The organism is Paenibacillus sp. 2KB_22, from assembly GCF_052115745.1.
Lineage (GTDB): Bacteria > Bacillota > Bacilli > Paenibacillales > Paenibacillaceae > Paenibacillus.
In genome coordinates this window covers 594,879-614,138 of sequence record NZ_JBFRHG010000003.1, presented here as the reverse complement: position 1 = coordinate 614,138, position 19,260 = coordinate 594,879, and the positions used below count along the sequence as shown (strand labels likewise).

Here is a 19,260-nt window from a genome sequence, read left to right as displayed (position 1 = left end):
GATTGAATCCCCTTTCAACAAATGATACATTGAACAATATGCATTTGAAAGGAATGGCTTAATTGGACAGACCTGTACCTTCAAGAGGCAATCCCTCATTGGTTTCTCTGAAACTATATAACTTTTTCATATATGGCGCCATCTCCATCTTTGCCGGATTCCTGCAGCTATATCTGCAAGAGATTGGCATGACCAAACTGGAGATTGGCAGTCTGATGGCGATTGGACCCTTTGTATCCTTGTTCGCCAACCCGTTCTGGGGTTTCTGGAGCGATAAATCCCGCAATATTCGCATCATTCTGATGATCATGATGGGAGGCACATTCGTGCTCGCCCAAGGTGTATTCTATGCGCCCAGTTATACATGGATCTATGTAGCCATGATCTTCTTTTATTTTTTTCAAAGTCCATTATTTGCTCAAACCAATAGCCTGATTCTCGGATATATCGATGGCACAACCCAGAAGTTTGGATCATTCCGGCTCTGGGGTTCACTCGGTTGGGCACTGACTGCCGTCGCAGCTGGACCGCTCATTGACCGTTTTGGTATCGGCAGTGTATCCATTATCTTTGCGTGCATGATTGCCACCGCCTTTGTATTATCCGTATTTCTACCCAGACAGCCTATTGCTTCGGATACACCCGTGGTTACTTTTCGGCGGTTTGGCAAAGTCATGTTCAATCCGTATTTCATGGCATTTATCGGCCTGGGTGTACTCGTATCGGTGCCTAATGCAATGAACAGTACATTTATGTCACTATATATTGTAGAAATGGGTGGCGACAAACAGATGGTCGGCTGGGCCATCTTCACCTCATCCATTCTCGAAGTCGGCGTATTCCTGCTGCTCGACCGTTTGCTCAAACGCAAAATGAGCATGCTCCTGGCATCTCTCATTCTGATCAGTCTGCTGTTTGCACTGCGCTGGCAGCTCATGGCACTGGCTAACAACCCGCTGGAGATTGTATTCATTCAGTTGATGCACTCCATTACGTTCGGTGGGTACTTCTATGTAGGCACACAATTGACCATGCTGTTCATTCCAAGACCCTATCGTTCCTCCGGTCAAGCGGTGTATACGATGGCCTGGGGCGGTCTCTCCGGCGTGATTGCGGGTCTGTTCGGCGGTTGGCTGTTCCAGAGCTTCGGTGCGGAAGTCATGTATAGTATCGGGGTATTCTTCTCACTCATTGGCGCTGTCGGATTTGGCATCATGTGGTTGTCTAACCGCCGTAACGGCTATCAGCCGGTTGTATTGACGGAGATGGGCAATATGGATGAGGACAGATAATCTTTTGTTAGAAAAAGTTGAAAGATTTCCACTGGAGCACTACGATGACAGAATACCCTTCCGATCGCTGTTATCCCCGGATTTTTTTGATTCCCTTTTTTCAAGGGTAAAATCCGGTGATAAAGGCGACTGCTCCGCTTCTTCAGGTTATTTCTGTCCTCTCCGTTATCGTGTAAATTAATGTTCAAACATTCAAACAAAAGATTAAGAATAGGTGCAGTAAAGAGAAGGCGTCTAAGGTTTGTTGCTCCTAACGAACCTTAGACGCCTTATTTGCAGCAATTTCACGATATGCTAAAGCTAAGGAACCTCAGCCACTTTATTTTGCATAAAAGAAGTTAAAAACCCCAAAAAGACAGGCCAAGAGAGGAAATACGGTGTCTACGACTCGTTACGTTGCTGGAATGCCGAAATACACTTAAATAGCGTGCCCTCGGTTCGTTAGATTTTTACCACATGCGCACATGTATGCTTCAGCTCATGTTCATGTTCATGTTCATGCGAAATTGTATTACTACGTCTAAAACTGGACCTGGCTATATCCAGAAAAACAATAAAGGGCACCCTTCGCCATGATCATGACGAAGGATGCCCTTACTTTTACTAATTAATTAGCTGCTTGCCAGCACTCCTATGAACAGACCTTAAGTTCATTCATCAGTCTTATGCCTTCGGCAGTTGGAATGAGCTTTTCAGGGATACGACCCGGTTAAATACCGGACGTCCTGGCTCGGAATGTTTCGGATCTACACTGAAGTAACCATGACGGAAGAATTGGAATTTATCCTGAGCGTTCGCTTCCTTCATCTCTTGCTCCACATACCCGTGAACAACCTCAAGGGAGTTCGGGTTGAGTTGATCCAGGAACGTTTTCTCCGGTTGCTCTTCCACAACCTCAGCTTCAGCCCCAGCTACGGCCGCTTCGACCTCTGTTTCCGGTGCTTCATCCAGAATCAAAGGCTCATACAGACGGAATTCAGCAGGTACCGCTTGAGTCGCTTCTACCCAGTGAATCGTACCTTTAACTTTACGGCCAGTGAAGCCACTGCCGCTCTTCGTCTCCACATCATACGTACAATGAATCTCAGTCACATTGCCTTCTGCATCTTTGATCACATCGTTACATTTGATAAAGTATGCATGTTTCAGACGAACTTCGTTGCCAGGGAACAAACGGAAGTATTTGTTCGGTGGATTTTCCATGAAATCGTCTTGTTCAATATAAATCTCACGAGAGAACGGAATTTGGCGATTACCCATCTCCGGGTTCTCCACATTGTTCTCTGCTTCAAGCCATTCCACTTGCCCTTCAGGGTAGTTGGTAATAACCACTTTGAGCGGGTGCAGGACAGCCATCGTGCGTGGAGCTTTCAGTTTCAGGTCTTCACGGACAAAATGCTCCAGCGTTTGCAGGTCGATAACTCCATAATTTTTGGAAATGCCTGTCTCATATACAAAATCACGAATAGCTTCCGGTGTATAACCCCGGCGGCGCAGACCCGAAATTGTTGGCATACGTGGATCATCCCATCCATCCACATGTCCTTCATCTACGAGCAGTTTCAGCTTCCGCTTGCTTGTTACCATCTGGGACAGATTCAGGCGACCAAATTCATATTGATGCGGTTTGTTCTCCATCTCACACTCGGCAATAACCCAATCGTAGAATGGACGTTGATCCTCGAACTCCAGGGAACAGAGGGAGTGCGTTACACCTTCAATGGCATCTTCGAGCGGGTGAGCGAAAGCGTACATCGGATAGATGCACCATTTGTCGCCCGTGTTATGATGATGTGCATGTGAAATTCGGTAAATCACCGGATCACGCAGGTTGATATTCGGTGCAGACATATCGATCTTGGCACGCAGCACTTTCTCTCCGTTCTTGAATTCGCCTGCACGCATACGTGTGAACAGGTCGAGATTCTCTTCCACCGAACGATCACGGTACGGGCTGTTCTTGCCCGGCTCCGTCAGCGTTCCGCGCATTTGACGAATTTCGTCGGCGCTTTGGTCGTCGATATAGGCTTTACCTTTTTTAATTAACAAGACCGCACGGTTGTACATCTCATCAAAATAATCCGAGGCAAAACGTTTCTCGTTCCATTCGTATCCGAGCCATTTCACATCTTCCTGAATCGATTGAACGTACTCTACATCTTCCTTGACCGGATTCGTGTCATCAAAGCGCAGATTCGTTTTGCCGCCAAATTCGCCGCCCAGCGTAAAGTTAATCCAGATCGCCTTGGCATGGCCGATATGCAGATAACCGTTCGGTTCCGGAGGAAAACGGGTAATAACTTCCTGGACTTTCCCTGACCGGAGATCTTCGGTAATAATATTTTTGATAAAGTTAGGTGGGGTTGTACGATTGTCCACAGGTATCAAACCTTTCATGAATTGATTGGAACTTTCAGTAATTGCAACGCGTTTCATTTAAATATACCTTTAACGGGGGAGGAGTTCAATAAAGAAGGAACCGAAGTCAGGTACAGCCGTGTATAAATAGGCCCAAAACCATTTTGACGGGTTCGCTCGAATCATGTAGCATGATAGTAAAAACAAAATTAAAGGGAGGGTTTCCCATTCCATCAAATTCGCTTAAACTGACCAAAGAACAGCAGGATGAAGCCATTCGCACCATCCAGTCGTATTTCGAAGAGGAACGTGGCGAAGAACTGGGTGATCTGGCCGCTTGGGGTGTCCTCGACCTGTTCATGACACAGCTCGCTCCCTACATATATAATCAGGCACTCCGTGACGCCCGCACAACGGTCAATCAACGCATGGCATCGATGGAAGAAGACCTGTTTGCACTGGAGCAAAAGTTACCCAAGACTTCCCGTTAATTCACTACAACTAAACCTATACTATATAAAGAAAGAAGGTTGCATTCATGTTTACCTATTCATTGGATGAATATACCGAACTTCGGCCACTGGCCATGGAACACACCAAACCGCTGTTCGAACTCACGGATCGTTCACGGGATCAACTGAGACATTGGTTACCATGGGTAGATCATGTGACAGAAGTGGAACACACCTCGAACTTCATTACCAATGCGTTAAAACAAGGTGCCGAAAATGGTGGATTTACTGCTGGCGTGTGGTTAAAAGGTGATCTTGCCGGTATCATCGGATTCCACGAGATTAACTGGACCAACCGCTCGGTAAGCATCGGATATTGGCTTGGCAAAGGTTTTGAGGGTCAGGGCTTGATGACAAGCGCTTGTCGCGTTCTGGTTGATTATGCACTGGTCACACTGGATCTGAATCGCGTCGAGATTCGCTCGGCAACAAACAACAAACGAAGTCGCGCCATCCCTGAAAGACTCGGATTCGTTCTCGAGGGTGTCATTCGTCAGGCAGAGAAGCTGCCTAAAGGATACGTGAACCATGCAGTATACGGCATGCTTCAGCATGAATGGGAACTTTTGCGTTAATTCGCCTACATAATGATTCGGGAGTGATCTCCCCAACATATCGGATCAACAAGAATACCCTCTATCTCCACGGAATGTGGTGACAGAGGGTTTTTATTTATTGTATCCATGAACTTTTAGAGGGCTCGGACCATGCCACCATCCACGATCAATGAGGTTCCGGTAATGTACGTATTGGCCCCGGATAACAGGAACACTACCGCTTTGGCGAACTCCTCTGGTTGACCATAACGGCCGAGTGGAATCTCCTTGCGGAACTGTTCCGAGACTTCGTCCTCACTGACTCCGCTCTGCTCTGCCCGTGCAGCATCCAGCTCACGAATGCGGTCTGTGGCAATACGTCCTGGCGCCACCGTGTTGATCAAAATTCCGTATGGAGCCAGTTCTTGGGATAACGTCTTCGCCAATCCAAAAACGCCGGTACGGAACGTGTTGGACAGAACCAGACCTGGAATGGGCTGCTTCACTGAAGTTGAAGCGATATTCACAATGTGTCCTCCGCTTTCTTTCATATAAGGAAGAGCACCGCGAATCAGCCTTACATAACTGAGTACATTTAATTCAAATGCACGCTCCCAATCTTCATCCGTCAGTGACTCAAATGAACCCGATGGTGGGCCACCCGAATTGTTCACAAGAATATCAATCTGCCCGAACAGTTCTGCTGTCTTGTGAATCAGAGTCTCAATATCTTCCTTACGTGTCACATCGGTTGCACAATATTCCACACGTCCACCACCACCAAGCGCCAGAAGCTCCTGCTTCACTGCTGCGAGCTTTTCTTCGCTCCGGCTGGCAAGCATGACGTCAGCACCTTCTGCTGCCAATTGAGCGGCTACCGCTTTGCCCAGCCCGCGGCTAGAAGCCAGCACCAGTGCTTTTTTACCTTGAAGTCCCATGTCCATCGTTGTTCCTCCTCCTCTGCTACATTTCTATTTGGTCTGGATAAAATAACCCATTAGAATATCGTCCACATACTTACCGCCGATATAAAACTCGGATACCAGCCTGCCTTCCGTCACAAATCCACACTGGGTATAAAACGTAATCGCTCCCGGATTGCTGGAGAGTACGCGCAGCCTGAGCTTACGAACGCCTTGTTGGGCCGCATGCTGCTTGATAGCATCCATCAAAGCTGTAGCAATGCCACAACGCCGATCATGAGGATGAACTGCAATATGAATCTCGTAGACATGACGATTGACCGGCATTCCTGTGGCTGGCTGAAAGCCCACATAACCACATACCCGCTCTCCCTGCACCGCAATCAATTGACTGCCTGGCGGGCAATGCTGCAGATATTGCTGCCTGGAACGCCAATGCATCGGTGCAGGAGAGGTGTATTTGTCCCATACCAGGGTGTCCAATTCCATTAGCTGGGCTGCATCTTTAATCTCGGATGGACGAATCGTAAATGTATGGCTGGTAAGCATAATGATTCAACCTTTCGTGCTATAGTCGACAACGCTGTACGTTACAACGTCGGGGAAGTTAATAAAGGTAAGAAACGTAGGAATACGTTGTTCGTTTGCTTCACTGTTTACATATATTCGCTCTATATATTGTAGCATAGCCTCAGCTTTGACTAAAATTCCTCTCCATGATGAACGAAATTCGATCTTTACCATTCAAAAAAATGAAATAAACACTTAACCTTGCCGTAACGTCATGGTTTATACTGTTTCGATAAGGAGGGATGCATCATGAACATCAAGGAGGCGGCAAGCAGACTTGGTATATCGGCGAGAGCTATTCGCTTTTATGAGGAAAAAGGATTAATTCTACCCGCCAAACAGACCACTAACGGGTATCGCACATACACAGAAAATGATATCTGGCGGCTTCAGACCATTGCTGCGCTGCGTGAGATTGGCATGTCGCTACAGGATATTACACACGCGCTCGGAGAGATCGATCAAGGGAACCAGCAGCGGCTGGAAGAATATCTGGAGCTGCAACAGGCCGTCATGTATGCCCAGTGGATTGAACTCAAACGTATGATGGATACAACCCAGCGCATGATTGAACTGAATCGTCAGGACGGTCCGCTGGATGTCAGCCATCTGCACGATCTTGCGGACAGTGCGCGTCGCCTGCGTGAAGCGCGGCAGAACTGGCATGATCGGTGGAATTATGACACACAGGCAGCCATCCATGATCAGCGAGTGCAGGCGGTGGGAAGTGCCCGTTCTGGACAACCCCATTCAGAGGGCAGGCATCATTCGGACAACACCGAGCCTATAAGTGATGAGCATGAAGTTTCACATCCACACCAACATGCAGATCATTCCACGCCGAGCGATTCCACTGATACGGCACAGTCTTCCTTTTATCTGTATCACAACTATGATGAAGCACTCGAACAGACAACTCATTGGATCTCTCCCGCCCTTGGTGAGAAAGGACTCGATATTGGTACAGGTACGGGTAATTTGGCTGGGAAACTGCTACAGCACGGCGCAGACATGACCGCAATTGATCAGTCCCGGGAGATGCTGCGCAGATGCCGTACCAAATATCCTGACATGCATGTGAAGCTCGGTAATTTCCTGGCGCTGCCTTTTACCGATCATTCCTTCGACTTTGTCGTATCCAGCTTCGCCTTCCATCATCTGAGTCCAGATCAGCAACTACTGGCCTTACAGGAGATGCAGCGGGTATTAACCTCGCGCGGACGTATCGGTCTAACGGATCTGATGTTTGTTGATGCTACTCACCGTGAAAAATATATTCGGCAGGCTGAAACGACAGGACACGAGGAACAGCTGCGCGCCTTGCGTGACCGTCACTTCCCTCTGCTGGGTGAGCTATGCCGCTGGCTGGAACAACAGGGCTACGTCACAAAACATGTGCGGCATAATGAGCTGTTACATACGTTGCTGGCGGTTCCGCTGCGGTGAGCAATCATGAGTATATGCCAAAAAGGCCATCCCGCCTTGAATAAAGGAGGATGACCTTGGTGTACATCATGCTATGAAATTACATATAAATATCAACAACCGTGCGCTCAGTTGCACTGCGTGCCTGTCTGAACTCATCAAGTGAGATGCAGACCCCGCCCTGACGGTAACGGTTCGCTGTACGCTCGGTGCGAATGTCCTTACCGTTCACCGCTACACGGCTCACAGCACCTTCGTTCAAGTGATAGATAAACGTCACTGGCTCACCTGCATACTCGAATTCGAATTGCATGCCGTTCAGCTCAGCTGGCAATACCGGGTCAATGACCAGATCGCCGCCCTCTTGACGAATGCCAAGCGCATTGGAGATCAGCTGGTTCATGTAGATTCCAGGGCCGCTGGAGTAGATTCTCCATCCCCCTTTCACTTGTACAGTCCCTTTACGAAGCTGGTCAAAATGCTCCTGTGCCTCGTAACGCGTATTGAACTTGCCGTCGGAACTACTGAAGTACGAGTTCGCTTGACGAATCTCCGCGTTAGGCACAACCTCTCCGATGCCAACCGGGTTGATCATCGCAAGGCCATTCCACACCTGATCTGTCTTGCCGAGCTTCGCCATCGCTTCCACGTAACGGATATGGGCGTGTACATATTGCAAACCAATCTCACGTCCGAAGTTGGATGCTTGCTCTGCACGTTTGAAGTGTGTGCTTACACCGCCAGCATATTGAGCCGGACGATTCATCAGACGTACGCCATCCGGGCACAGGAACTGTTCACGGATCAATGCGTAATGTGATTCTGCTTGCTCCGCATTCAGCAATTCACCGATCATGCTGCGCGTCATTGGCAACAGGCGATATTGAATGCCTGTCTCTGTGTCCGTTGGATGAAGCATCAGCTTCGCTTGGTCGGCTTCTTCCATGTACACAAAGCCTGGAATCACATCTGTGCCCAGCATGTAACGGTTAAAGTCCTCACGAATGCCTTGTGCGAGTACGTCAAGCTCCTTCGCAAAGTCTGCATCCTTGAATTTCAGCGCTTGCGAGAGCACATTCACGGACTGATACGTCAATGCCACCGTCCAACTGCTCACCATGTATTGCTTCAGCTGTGCATTGGCTGGTTGGAGCGTATCATCCCAGTCTCCATCTCCGTAGGAAGACAGGAACGTATCGTGCAGGAAGTGCGAACGGATATATTCGATCTCTTTTTTCGCGTGATCCAGTACAGTTGCCGTCTCTTCCGTGAAGCCGAAGCTATGTTTAACGGTATAAGGTACTTTTTCATCCAGGATTGCATAATCACGAGTCGCTGTCAGGTAATCCGCCAGAACTTTCAGCGGCCATACGATGATGTCACCATGGCTCTCTTCCTGTTGAATGGCAAAATATTTATCAAACATGAACCATTGCGGCCAGTTGCCATCATCTTCATATTGGTGGGTATAGACCATTTTGATGATATCGCGAACTTGCTCATATTTTTGCGTTGCCATAAAGTATTCAACCGGACCTTGGCACACATCACGTGTACCCCATGCCGCGCCGCCGTACTGCTCCAAACCGTGAGGTACGGAGTAGTGAACCAGCATGTTGTGGGTGTACCACCAAGCCAACGCATTTACTTTGAACAGATCCTCTGCACTCTGACCTTCTCCACGGGACAAACGGAACCCGTTCATCACACCTGCGAAGAACTCGCGATATGCCCGCACTTCCTCTTCAAACGTCAGACTTGAAACTGCCGCCGCGCCGCTATCCGCTTGGCCTTCCAATACCCCTTGTACCTTCAGCGTCCATTCAGTACTCGCTTCCAGACTAAGTGTAACCAGCGATGCGGAACCACTGCGGATACCACTTGCCAGCAGCGTTTCGTCCCCTACATTTACAGCTGCGCCGTCTACCGACATGCGGTATTGAAGGTCTGGATACGTTCCTGCGCTAATCGCTTGTGGATCAGCCTTGAAGATCAATGTATCGCCATCCTGCGTCATATGCAGCGGATACTCGTATTCATTGACATTCATCGTAATTTGGTTCGTTACCAGGTAACGGTATGCCGTACCACTTGTGGAGCGTACGTTCATGCTCACTTCCGTCGTATGTGCACCTGTGTAATTGGTCACGATGATCGTGTCGGATTCGGTTTTGTAGATCCAGCGTGCATAGTTGAAGCCAATCTCGAACAGGGATGGCATTGTCAGCAGACGATATTGTCCGTCCATTTCCACATAGATGCGTTGTCCAGCCGTCTTCGGCACGTTCAAGGCATTGCGGGCATTACTGATCATTTTATTAAAATTGGTGTTACCAATAACGAGCTGTGAGTTGAAAATACCGTACATATACGATGTCGTTGTAATAACCTGTGCCCCAAGTTGCACGTTGCCACCACTCATCAGAATGTGACCGTGCGGACGCTCTACAAGCAATTCTTTTGCTTTCAGAACGATGTGTTCGTAGCTGCCTGTGAAGAAAGATAACAGTTCCTCACCGCTGTGCTCTTCCTGATGACGATCAGGGAACAGAGCATGAATCTCATCTTGCGTCAGATCAAGCGTAACCAGAGGTTCACCCAGGAAGGAGGACAGTTTCACCTGTTCCAACGTGTCGCCATTTTCCACAGTCAGAGCCTGTACTTCATTCCAAGCTGCTGTAACTTCATCTCCGAATTCCAGAGCAGAGATTCCTTCGGCATGATTAGGCTTCGCCAGTCCATAGAAGACCACCTGAGCCTCTCCGTTCAGATTCAGCAGTTCCGATTGCAAAGCGGTATAGGCAAATTCATACTGATACGTCTCATTCGCCAGTGTTGGGCGATTCAAGCTCTCTGGTTGATTCGTTTCCTTGTACGACAGACCGAAGAATTGGAATCCATCTGTGGAATAACCGATTGCTTTCGTCAGGGAACCTTGTTGCATATACGGAAATGCACCGCCCTGAGGCTGGTTTTGACGGGAACACACCACATAACCTTTTGCTTCATCTTCAAACACCGTATGATCAATGTATTGTGACAGATAAGCTTCATTGCTGCGCACCGCACCTGGATCAGCAAGACCTACATCCTGTCCATATACGACGTCTACGTTTTGTTGTTGTCCTGTGAGCTTCACATCCCAGAACCAGACACCTTGTGGTGTTGCCGTAAATACGACCTGATAGCCAATGCCCTGTTCACTGCCTTCCGGCTGGACTGTGCCCTCCCAGATCAACTGGTTGCTGGACTGTGCTTTGCTTGTAATCACTTTGCTATTCGAACGTACACCGAGCAGCGGGAACGAGCTGATGTTCTCTCCTTCGTGTACACGCAGGTAGAGGTTGTTCAGAGATCCATCAATCTGGTTGCTGAGCAACTGGTTCAACATTGTTGTACCGGATGTCGCCTGGTATAGGTCGCCACTGTTCAAAAAGGTAAAGGATAACTCCCCGGCATTCAACCGGATCGGTTCATTAATCATCGTTGTCATAGGGTTCACTCCTTGAATTAGTATAGAATCGAAACGTTTCGATAAATCTGAAAAAGAATAGGGGCCTCTTCAAACCGGCCTTTTACAGCCCGTCCGGACGATAACCCCATCATTGAACTTTCACTTCAGCATGCAGGCATTTCCTTGGTTGTCAGACTCGGCCTAAACCGAACGTACAGAGCTGCGCTCGATCAGATTAATCGTTAACGTATATGAAGGGTCAACCGCTTCGCCATTGAGCATTTGGAATAACAGATGTCCGGCGAGCGACCCGGCTTCATGCTTCGGCTGGCGTATCGTTGTCAGCGGTGGACGAACATATTCCGACAACTGAATATCATCAAAACCGATCACGGAAATGTCATTCGGCACCGATATACCACGCTCTTCCAATGCTTTCAGGCCCCCAATGGCCATCTCATCGTTACCGTAAAATACCGCTGAGGGAAGATCGCCCTGCATCATCATCATTTTGGTAGCACTGTATCCACCCTCACGGACAAAGTTGCCGTTCAGACGCCATTTGGACTTTTCTTCAAGTCCCGCTTCCCGCATCGCTCGCAGATACCCTTGGTAACGGAGCGCGTTGTCATACGAGTTGGATGGGCCACTGATATAAGCAATCTTCTGATGTCCAGCCTGGATCAGATGGTGCGTAGCAAGATAACCGCCCTGCTCTCCATCCACCAGCACGTTGACCAAATGGTCACTCGACAGTTGACGATCCATCACAATGATCGGAAAGCGCTGTCCGGCAGATTCCACCAGAATATCATCATGAATGTTATGCGCCAGGATGATGGCTCCGTCTACTCTTTTTTCACGCAAAAATCTCACTGCCGTTGAATCCCGTCCACCCATGGAGCTACACGCAATCAGGTCATACCCGTTAGCGAGGGCTACATCCTGTACACTACGGATCAACTCCGAGTAATACGGGCCCGACAGATCTGTCAAGATCAAAGCGATCGTGTTCGTCCGGCTCCGCTTCAGGTCCATGGCAAAGCCGTTCTTGCGGTAATTCAGTTCTCGTGCTGCCTCAAGCACTTTAGCCTTGGTCTTGGCACTAACCTTGCTATCCCCGCTCAGCGCATAGGAAGCAGTCGAGAGTGCTACACCTGCCAGCTTTGCCACATCCTTAATCGTTGCCATTCCACGTTCGCTCCTTCTAAACTATATATAAGTTCAACTAAAGAATATTTACACTTACCACTCCGATGACAGAATAACCTTCCGATCGCTGTTATCCCCAGATTTTTTTGATTCCCTTCTTCAAAGGGAAAATCCGGGGATAAAGGCGAACGCTTCGCTTCTTCACGTTATTTCTGTCCTCTCCGTTCTCGCGTAAAAAGTTTAGTTGAACCTATATAGAACAAATTCTAAGGTTATCTACATTCTATACGATACATGGTTAGAACAACCACTAAATCCTGTATTATCGTTTATTAATCTTTGTACATATCATTGCTATGGATGTCAATCGAAACGTTTCGAGGTGTTCTCAAAAAAAATCCTTGTCTCCATCCTTACGGCACCATGGTTGAATGTGCCCCGTTCCAGTCCGTACCATTCGTGATGGTCATAACACGTCTTTCAATCTGACGCCCTCTGACCAGTTTGTGCCTAACGCAATGAAACTGGCAGTAAACGCCAGATTGAAACGTTTCGACATTTTCATTATAGTCGGTGTTGATAGCGATTTCAACCACTTTATCCATTTTTCACAGAAAAATATGAATTGTCCAATCTGTCCATCCACGTCACTTCATTTATAGTATATACTGCATAATAGTCGAGATCCGAGAATTACGCCAGTATACAAAGGGCATGAGACGAATTATGCCCCTGCTGACTTTATGTAAGGAGACAGTTATCTAATGAATATTTTCAAGCCCACGTATCATAAAAAATCGCTGTCCCGCCCCATTTCCTTGCAGAAGATTCAGTCTGTACCCGTTGCCCTGTTCAAGCTGTGTCATCTGGTGCAGCTTCACGACCGCGAAGCATTCTCTCGCATAGATGAAATGTGGAACACACTTCATGTACTATACGTCGTTACTGCTGGTCAGGCCAGGATAATTAGTGCAGAGGGAAAACTCACATTAAATGCAGGCTCCGCAGTCGTTCGGCAAGCCGGAAACCTGCTTCAGCACGAGAACAAGCGCGGCTCTCTGTCGCCCATACAGGGTATTGCGATTGCTTTTGATTCCACTGAAAATGAACACTTGTCCTGGCCTTTCGGGTTACCAGCCCCCATTGTGAGCCGCAATCTCACTGACAAGGCAGTGGAGCTGGTTCAAGCCTGTTCGAAAGGCCATGATTCCAGCCCTTTCAGGCCACATATGCTGTTCTATGAGTTACTGGACATCTTGCAAGATCATGTAGCCTATTCTGCTCATGAAGATCACTCTTGGCTCGATAACGTACTCAGACATATCCATCAGATGTATACACATCCGCTGACCCGCGAACAATTGGCACGAGATGCCAATGTGAGTCCCGAGCATTTCTCACGGGAGTTCAAGAAACATACTGGTCTTACTTTTGTTGAATATGTGACTCGTCTCAGAATCAGGATGGCCCAAGAGCATCTGTTGATCGCGAATCCTGCGCTACAGGAAATTGCACAACTGACAGGCTACAGGGACACGTTCTATCTGAGCCGCAAATTCAAACAGATGGTTGGCTCGGCACCAACTCACTACCGGAAAATGCCCAAGAAGATTGTATCGTTGACTTACAACTATACGGCTTCACTTCTGGCACTGGGCCACATCCCCCACATGGGCGCCGTAGCAAGCTGGATGGAAGATACACGGGGAGAACATGAGCGTGATCACTTTGAACAGTATTCCGAGTATGAGCTGGTTAAACATCCAGAGCTGATTGAAAATGCTCATCCTGATGTCATTATCGGGTATGCACCACATCCCGGTTCTGATGAACTACGTGTGATTGCCCCGACCATTCTGATGCCCTTTGAAGAACTCGATTGGCAGGAGCAGCTTCTTCATCTGGGCCGAATTACCGGGCTTGAGTCCAATGCACGGGCGTTATTGAATCGATATCATCAACTTGAACAAGAGGCCAATCATGTGTTGGATCAATCGATGGAAGGGACACGCGGGTCTGCCGTTTGCATGTTTATGATCGGAGAGGACGGCGCCTATATCTATGGTCATGGCTGGGGCAGAGCTTCCCATGTGCTGTATCAATCCCTTGGTTTCACCCCACCCTCACAGATGGTGCAGGATGGGCAGTTACTGACAGGGTATGTTCATGTTCCGTTGTCAGAGATTCACTTGTATGCAGCAGATCACATGTTTGTTGCCTATCCTGAGGAACCTTCCGAGCGAGAAAGGCTGGATAACCTGCTGAATCAGGAATTCTGGGGTACCCTCTCCGCCGTTCGGGAAGGACGTGTATACGAGATCGATGCCGACACGTTCTACGGATTTGATCCCTTTTCCGTTATGGAGCAATTGAAGCGTATCATGCATCACCTCACATCATAATTGTCCATGCGATAGTGATCATAGTTGTCCATGTACAAAACTCACGTCTTCCTCTATGTTATTAATGAGAATAATAATCATTATTGATTATACATAGGGGGAACAAGGATATGTTTGCTGCAAAAAAACGCTTTTCCGGCTTGCTGCTTATGCTCGCCATCATTATGATTCTGGCTGCTTGTAGCAGCGGAACAGGCTCCACTTCCACCGAACAGACATCGGCAGCGGGAACCGAAACAACAACAGCCTCTTCCGAGACGAACACAGACACGTCGTCCGGTTCGGACAATTCGAATGCTACGCGAATCTACAAGTCATTAAGCGGGGATGTTGAAATTCCGGCTGAACCCAAACGGATCGTGACGGATATGTACGTAAGTGATCTGCTTGCACTGGGTGTGAAACCTGTTGGTGCTGTTCAATATTATTTGGAAAACCCGTTCTATGCAGATCAGGTGGAGGGCATTGAAAGCATCGGTGATCGGGCAGCGGTATCGATGGAGAAGGTTATTGCCATGAACCCGGATCTGATCATTACATACTCCGACCAGGCCAGCGAAATTGAGAGTTATCAAAAGATCGCACCTACCGTAGTGATTCCTTATGGTACATTCACCAATGTACATGACGAAATTCGGGGATTCGGAGAACTGATGAACAAAACTGAAGCAGCCGAAGCCTGGCTGAAAACGTACGATGAACGGATTGAAGCCGCTCGTGCTAAGGTGAAAACCGTCATCAAACCGGAGGAAACCTTCTCCATCCTTGAAGTATCCGACAAGAGTTATTATGGATATGGAGACAATTTTGGTCGAGGAGGACAAGCGGTCTACAGTGCTTTGCAACTTGCCCCACTCGAAATCACAAAAAAAGAACTGATGGGTGATACCCAATGGAAAGAGATTTCGCGTGAAGTTGTTGGTGATTATGCAGGGGATCATATCTTCTTAACCGTTGGAGAGAACAATAAAAATTACCAAGGCGACTCCATCTGGCAATCCCTGCCGGCAGTGAAAAACAATCAGGTGTACGAATTGCTGGAAGACCGTTACTGGTACTTCGACCCGATTGCGATTCAAGGTCAGGCTGAAGAATTCGCCGATATGATCGTAGAACGTGCCGAGCAAAATCGTAAATAACATAAGCATGAATACAGGTGTCCGGATAGGCTGATCAGCCTGCTCGGGCATTTGTGTCATATCAAGGAGGACTTACATATGCTTCGCCGTTTCATGTCTTATTATCGTCCTTACAAAAGGCTCTTTATATTAGACTTCTCCTGTGCCATCGCCGCCGCGCTGCTGGAGCTGGCCTTTCCACTTGCCGTTAACCGGGTAGTCGATCAACTGCTTCCGGCTGGCAATTGGTCCATGATCTTGACGGCATGTGTGGGATTGCTCGGCATCTACCTGCTCAGTTCCTTTTTCCATTATGCAGTCACCTATTGGGGCCACAAGCTCGGTATTAACATCGAATCCGATATGCGGCGTGAACTGTTCCAGCGTGTACAGAAACAGTCCTTCCGTTTCTTCGATAACAATAAGACCGGGCACCTGGTCTCCCGCATGACCAACGATCTGATGGATATTGGTGAGATCGCGCATCACGGACCCGAGGACTTATTCATTGCCTTCATGACACTCGCCGGAGCTTTCGGTATTATGCTGGGAATCAACTGGCAGCTCGCTGTGATGACGTTTATCATTGTGCCGCTGATGATCTACCTGTCGCTGTACTTCAGTCGCAAAATGTCCAAGGCGTTCAAGCGCATGTTTGCAGATATCGCCGATTATAATGCACGGGTAGAGAACAATGTGAGCGGCATCCGTGTGGTACAGGCTTTTGCCAATGAAAAGCATGAAGTAGGACGTTTCGTTGAGAACAACGAACGTTTCAGACTCACTAAACTGATCACCTACCGCATTATGGCCTGGAACTCTTCACTTAGCTTCATTCTGATGAAATTTGTATCCCTGTTTGTACTGGTATGTGGAACCTGGTTTGTCATTCAAGGAAGTATGACTTACGGGGAGTTCATCGCTTTTGTAATGCTGTCCAATGTATTCCTCGGACCGATCGAAAAGATTAACTCCGTCATTGAGACGTATCCCAAAGGCATCGCCGGTTTCAGACGTTATCTGGAGCTGCTTGAGGCCGTACCGGATGTAGAAGACACACCACAGGCAAAACCAATTCCGGATGTGAAAGGCGATATTGCCTTCCATAACGTCACCTTTTCTTATGGAGAACATAAACCCACGCTGTCTGAGGTCAACCTTAATGTTCAGGCAGGCCAGACGGTCGCTCTGGTTGGACCTTCAGGAGGGGGCAAAACGACGCTATGCAGTCTGATCCCACGTTTCTACGATGTGGATGCGGGACATATCTCCATTGATGGCATTCCAGTGAAGGACATGACGCTGGAATCACTGCGCTCCCATATCGGGATTGTGCAGCAGGATATTTTCCTGTTTGACGGAACGATTCGTGAAAATATTGCATACGGCAAGCTAAATGCTTCCGATGAAGAAATCTGGCAAGCCATTCGCCGAGCACAACTGGAAGAACTGGTACAATCCCAGCCAGATGGACTGGACACCATGATTGGTGAACGTGGCGTAAAACTCTCCGGCGGACAGAAGCAACGTCTATCCATCGCAAGAATGATCCTGAAGAACCCGCCTATTCTCATTTTGGATGAAGCCACTTCCGCACTTGATACCGAGACGGAAGCTGCCATTCAACTGGCCTTGTCCGAGCTGGCTCAGGGACGTACGACATTGGTGATTGCCCATCGACTGGCGACGATCAGACACGCCGATCGAATCGTGGTGGTGGAGAACGGTAGCGTCGCTGAACAAGGAAGCCATGAAGAACTGCTCGCGCGTAAAGGCTCGTATAGCCGACTGCATCAAGCCCAGTTTGGTTAAGTAACATGCCCTAACAATAGCAACCATCGAAAAAACCAAATACGGAATGAAAACAACCTTCCCTCTGCAAACGAGGTGAAGGTTGTTTTATTCATTTCAGATATCCTTTTGATTTCCAGAACCGTTTCGCAAATGATTCAGCAGCGTACGGTAGCTCTCCATTCAGTAGATCTTCATTCGCTTGAATGAGCACTTGGCGTCCACGTTCCAGCAATTGAACGGCATGCAGTAACTGAGAGCCTCCAATATAATGAATTTCAAGCAACAACGGTTCTTCTTCCTCATCCTCGTTATTCTGAGCCGAGTATTCGATCAACACACTTTCCGAGCCGTCCGCATGTTGGTGCAGGGTATAATAGTATTTCTCCACCTGGGTCTCCCCTTGAGCATCCACATACTCTCTTCCAATACGTAGCATGGCTGGCTGGGGAACACCATTAGACATCTGACCTGCTTGTCGAAATGCAAAATATAACTCTCCAATCCACAGTCCGTGCCGATCATCATCATAATAATCGTCATATGGCTCCACGACAGGCAGTGCTAACAAATCATGGATCAGTTGGTGCGGAATTAAGGAACGGGCATACTGATAATTCGATACAGACTGCAACAAGGTGCTCCATCCTTGCTCGCTTAACTGCTGAATATCAGCAGGTGAGTTCTCCGAGAATACGTTCCATTCCGAATTCTCATTGTGCAGATAACGATATGCTCCTGAGATCATCCAGACAGGTTTACCCGATTGTACGATATGTTTATCAGGAGAGTTGGAACCTTGATCCGAAGGCTCCATCTTAAGCAACAATGCACAATTGTGGTCATCCTGAAAATACAGACTGCGGAAATACCCCTCCGTATGCTCATCTCCATAGACCGATACTCGGCAAAATTGCTCGTCCAACCAAAATTCATAGCTGTTCAGTAACTCATCCTCCTCTCTTACAGGCAACAAAGATGGATGAGTAAGACGCTCTATGTTCTCAGCGGTAACCCGATGATCTTCGAACCAATCCGGCACATCTGGCTCTGATTCATCAGCATGAATGTACTTTCGGTTGATTACAGGTTGTCCCTGCTGCAGCCTCCTTAACATTTCTTCTCGCCAAGGAAACGGCTCTGTATCTTCATCAATCACACATTCAGGAACCAATAACGTCAACATGTCAGAGCCCCGCCATGGTCCGAGATCCTCCCATTCTTCAAGCTGACGCTTCACATTACGCTGTCCTTGAACCTGAATCTTATATTGCTCGGTACTTACCAGCAATCCACCTTCTACATTCCCTCTCACTGTCAATTCTCCATGGTTATAATCCCCCCAGAACATATCCTCCACATAGAGATTACCTGTAATATATATTTCCTGCCCACCCACGATCATATAGGGCGTTATGAGATTCCCAAGTACAACCAGATTTGAACTGGCCGCGTCGGAACTTGTATTGCCAATATAACGATCCACTGTCAGATTTCCGTCAACTAAGATCAAAAAAGGTCCTTCATCCAACAACAGTTCACTGATATGAAGATCACCAGAATGTAACCATACTTCCTCGGCTTCAAATTCACCGTTGTGCGCTTCATTATGAGTGTACATCCAACTTTCCTGAGGCAACTTCGTTTGTATATCTGCAAAAGACACCTTGTGACCTATCTGATGTATGGACATGTCCTGACACTCCTCATCCACTAATATATGGATA

13 protein-coding genes are annotated in these 19,260 nt (G+C 47.9%); 7 read left to right on the top strand and 6 right to left on the bottom strand.

What is annotated here, in order from left to right; all coding sequences use genetic code 11:
- Positions 1-98: 98 nt before the first annotated feature.
- Positions 99-1,292: an MFS transporter gene (locus AB4111_RS21530; RefSeq protein ID WP_442033159.1), complete on the top strand. Its 1,194-nt coding sequence runs from the start codon at positions 99-101 to the stop codon at positions 1,290-1,292.
- A gap of 663 nt (positions 1,293-1,955) precedes the next feature.
- On the opposite strand, the gene AB4111_RS21525 is transcribed toward AB4111_RS21530, so the two are convergent.
- The gene (locus AB4111_RS21525) at positions 1,956-3,689 is read right to left on the bottom strand and encodes a glutamine--tRNA ligase/YqeY domain fusion protein (protein WP_442033295.1); all 1,734 of its coding nucleotides are present in this window, start codon (positions 3,687-3,689) and stop codon (positions 1,956-1,958) included.
- 152 nt (positions 3,690-3,841) lie between these two features.
- On the opposite strand from AB4111_RS21525, the gene AB4111_RS21520 reads away from it, so the two are divergent.
- Both AB4111_RS21520 and AB4111_RS21515 read left to right on the top strand, forming a co-directional pair.
- Positions 3,842-4,141 (top strand): DUF2164 domain-containing protein, encoded by a 300-nt coding sequence (locus tag AB4111_RS21520; protein WP_440391277.1) that lies wholly within the window; start codon positions 3,842-3,844, stop codon positions 4,139-4,141.
- A 47-nt stretch (positions 4,142-4,188) separates the two neighbouring features.
- The gene (locus AB4111_RS21515; protein WP_253441402.1) at positions 4,189-4,737 is read left to right on the top strand and encodes a GNAT family N-acetyltransferase; all 549 of its coding nucleotides are present in this window, start codon (positions 4,189-4,191) and stop codon (positions 4,735-4,737) included.
- 116 nt (positions 4,738-4,853) lie between these two features.
- On the opposite strand, the gene AB4111_RS21510 is transcribed toward AB4111_RS21515, so the two are convergent.
- A complete protein-coding gene (locus tag AB4111_RS21510) occupies positions 4,854-5,642 on the bottom strand; it encodes an SDR family oxidoreductase (RefSeq protein ID WP_442033158.1) in 789 nt (262 codons plus the stop codon).
- A gap of 27 nt (positions 5,643-5,669) precedes the next feature.
- Positions 5,670-6,170 (bottom strand): GNAT family N-acetyltransferase, encoded by a 501-nt coding sequence (locus tag AB4111_RS21505; RefSeq protein WP_442033157.1) that lies wholly within the window; start codon positions 6,168-6,170, stop codon positions 5,670-5,672.
- A 270-nt stretch (positions 6,171-6,440) separates the two neighbouring features.
- On the opposite strand from AB4111_RS21505, the gene AB4111_RS21500 reads away from it, so the two are divergent.
- On the top strand, positions 6,441-7,637 hold the full coding sequence (locus AB4111_RS21500) for a methyltransferase domain-containing protein (protein WP_442033156.1): 1,197 nt from the start codon (positions 6,441-6,443) through the stop codon (positions 7,635-7,637).
- Between the two features lie 79 nt (positions 7,638-7,716).
- On the opposite strand, the gene AB4111_RS21495 is transcribed toward AB4111_RS21500, so the two are convergent.
- Both AB4111_RS21495 and AB4111_RS21490 read right to left on the bottom strand, forming a co-directional pair.
- Positions 7,717-11,109 (bottom strand): GH36-type glycosyl hydrolase domain-containing protein, encoded by a 3,393-nt coding sequence (locus AB4111_RS21495; protein ID WP_442033155.1) that lies wholly within the window; start codon positions 11,107-11,109, stop codon positions 7,717-7,719.
- 162 nt (positions 11,110-11,271) lie between these two features.
- A complete protein-coding gene (locus AB4111_RS21490; RefSeq protein WP_253441412.1) occupies positions 11,272-12,261 on the bottom strand; it encodes a LacI family DNA-binding transcriptional regulator in 990 nt (329 codons plus the stop codon).
- Positions 12,262-12,986: 725 nt separating this feature from the next.
- Here AB4111_RS21490 and AB4111_RS21485 point away from each other — a divergent pair.
- The 3 genes from AB4111_RS21485 (at position 12,987) to AB4111_RS21475 (ending at position 17,554) form a co-directional block, all read left to right on the top strand.
- The gene (locus tag AB4111_RS21485; RefSeq protein WP_442033154.1) at positions 12,987-14,624 is read left to right on the top strand and encodes an ABC transporter substrate-binding protein; all 1,638 of its coding nucleotides are present in this window, start codon (positions 12,987-12,989) and stop codon (positions 14,622-14,624) included.
- A gap of 110 nt (positions 14,625-14,734) precedes the next feature.
- On the top strand, positions 14,735-15,763 hold the full coding sequence (locus AB4111_RS21480) for an ABC transporter substrate-binding protein (RefSeq protein WP_442033153.1): 1,029 nt from the start codon (positions 14,735-14,737) through the stop codon (positions 15,761-15,763).
- Positions 15,764-15,841: 78 nt separating this feature from the next.
- A complete protein-coding gene (locus AB4111_RS21475) occupies positions 15,842-17,554 on the top strand; it encodes an ABC transporter ATP-binding protein (RefSeq protein ID WP_442033152.1) in 1,713 nt (570 codons plus the stop codon).
- 91 nt (positions 17,555-17,645) lie between these two features.
- Here AB4111_RS21475 and AB4111_RS21470 read toward each other — a convergent pair whose 3' ends face one another.
- The gene (locus tag AB4111_RS21470) at positions 17,646-19,226 is read right to left on the bottom strand and encodes a hypothetical protein (RefSeq protein WP_442033151.1); all 1,581 of its coding nucleotides are present in this window, start codon (positions 19,224-19,226) and stop codon (positions 17,646-17,648) included.
- Between the last annotated feature and the right edge of the window lie 34 nt (positions 19,227-19,260).

Excerpts from the sequence above, each read along its gene's own strand:
- AB4111_RS21495 (WP_442033155.1), bottom strand. The coding sequence starts at position 11,109 with ATGACAACGATGATTAATGAACCGATCCGGTTGAATGCCGGGGAGTTA.
- AB4111_RS21485 (WP_442033154.1), top strand. The coding sequence starts at position 12,987 with ATGAATATTTTCAAGCCCACGTATCATAAAAAATCGCTGTCCCGCCCC.
- AB4111_RS21470 (WP_442033151.1), bottom strand. The coding sequence starts at position 19,226 with ATGTCCATACATCAGATAGGTCACAAGGTGTCTTTTGCAGATATACAA.
- AB4111_RS21520 (WP_440391277.1), top strand. The coding sequence starts at position 3,842 with ATGATAGTAAAAACAAAATTAAAGGGAGGGTTTCCCATTCCATCAAAT.
- AB4111_RS21510 (WP_442033158.1), bottom strand. The coding sequence starts at position 5,642 with ATGGACATGGGACTTCAAGGTAAAAAAGCACTGGTGCTGGCTTCTAGC.
- AB4111_RS21505 (WP_442033157.1), bottom strand. The coding sequence starts at position 6,170 with ATGCTTACCAGCCATACATTTACGATTCGTCCATCCGAGATTAAAGAT.
- AB4111_RS21490 (WP_253441412.1), bottom strand. The coding sequence starts at position 12,261 with ATGGCAACGATTAAGGATGTGGCAAAGCTGGCAGGTGTAGCACTCTCG.
- AB4111_RS21475 (WP_442033152.1), top strand. The coding sequence starts at position 15,842 with ATGCTTCGCCGTTTCATGTCTTATTATCGTCCTTACAAAAGGCTCTTT.
- AB4111_RS21480 (WP_442033153.1), top strand. The coding sequence starts at position 14,735 with ATGTTTGCTGCAAAAAAACGCTTTTCCGGCTTGCTGCTTATGCTCGCC.
- AB4111_RS21515 (WP_253441402.1), top strand. The coding sequence starts at position 4,189 with ATGTTTACCTATTCATTGGATGAATATACCGAACTTCGGCCACTGGCC.
- AB4111_RS21500 (WP_442033156.1), top strand. The coding sequence starts at position 6,441 with ATGAACATCAAGGAGGCGGCAAGCAGACTTGGTATATCGGCGAGAGCT.
- AB4111_RS21525 (WP_442033295.1), bottom strand. The coding sequence starts at position 3,689 with ATGAAAGGTTTGATACCTGTGGACAATCGTACAACCCCACCTAACTTT.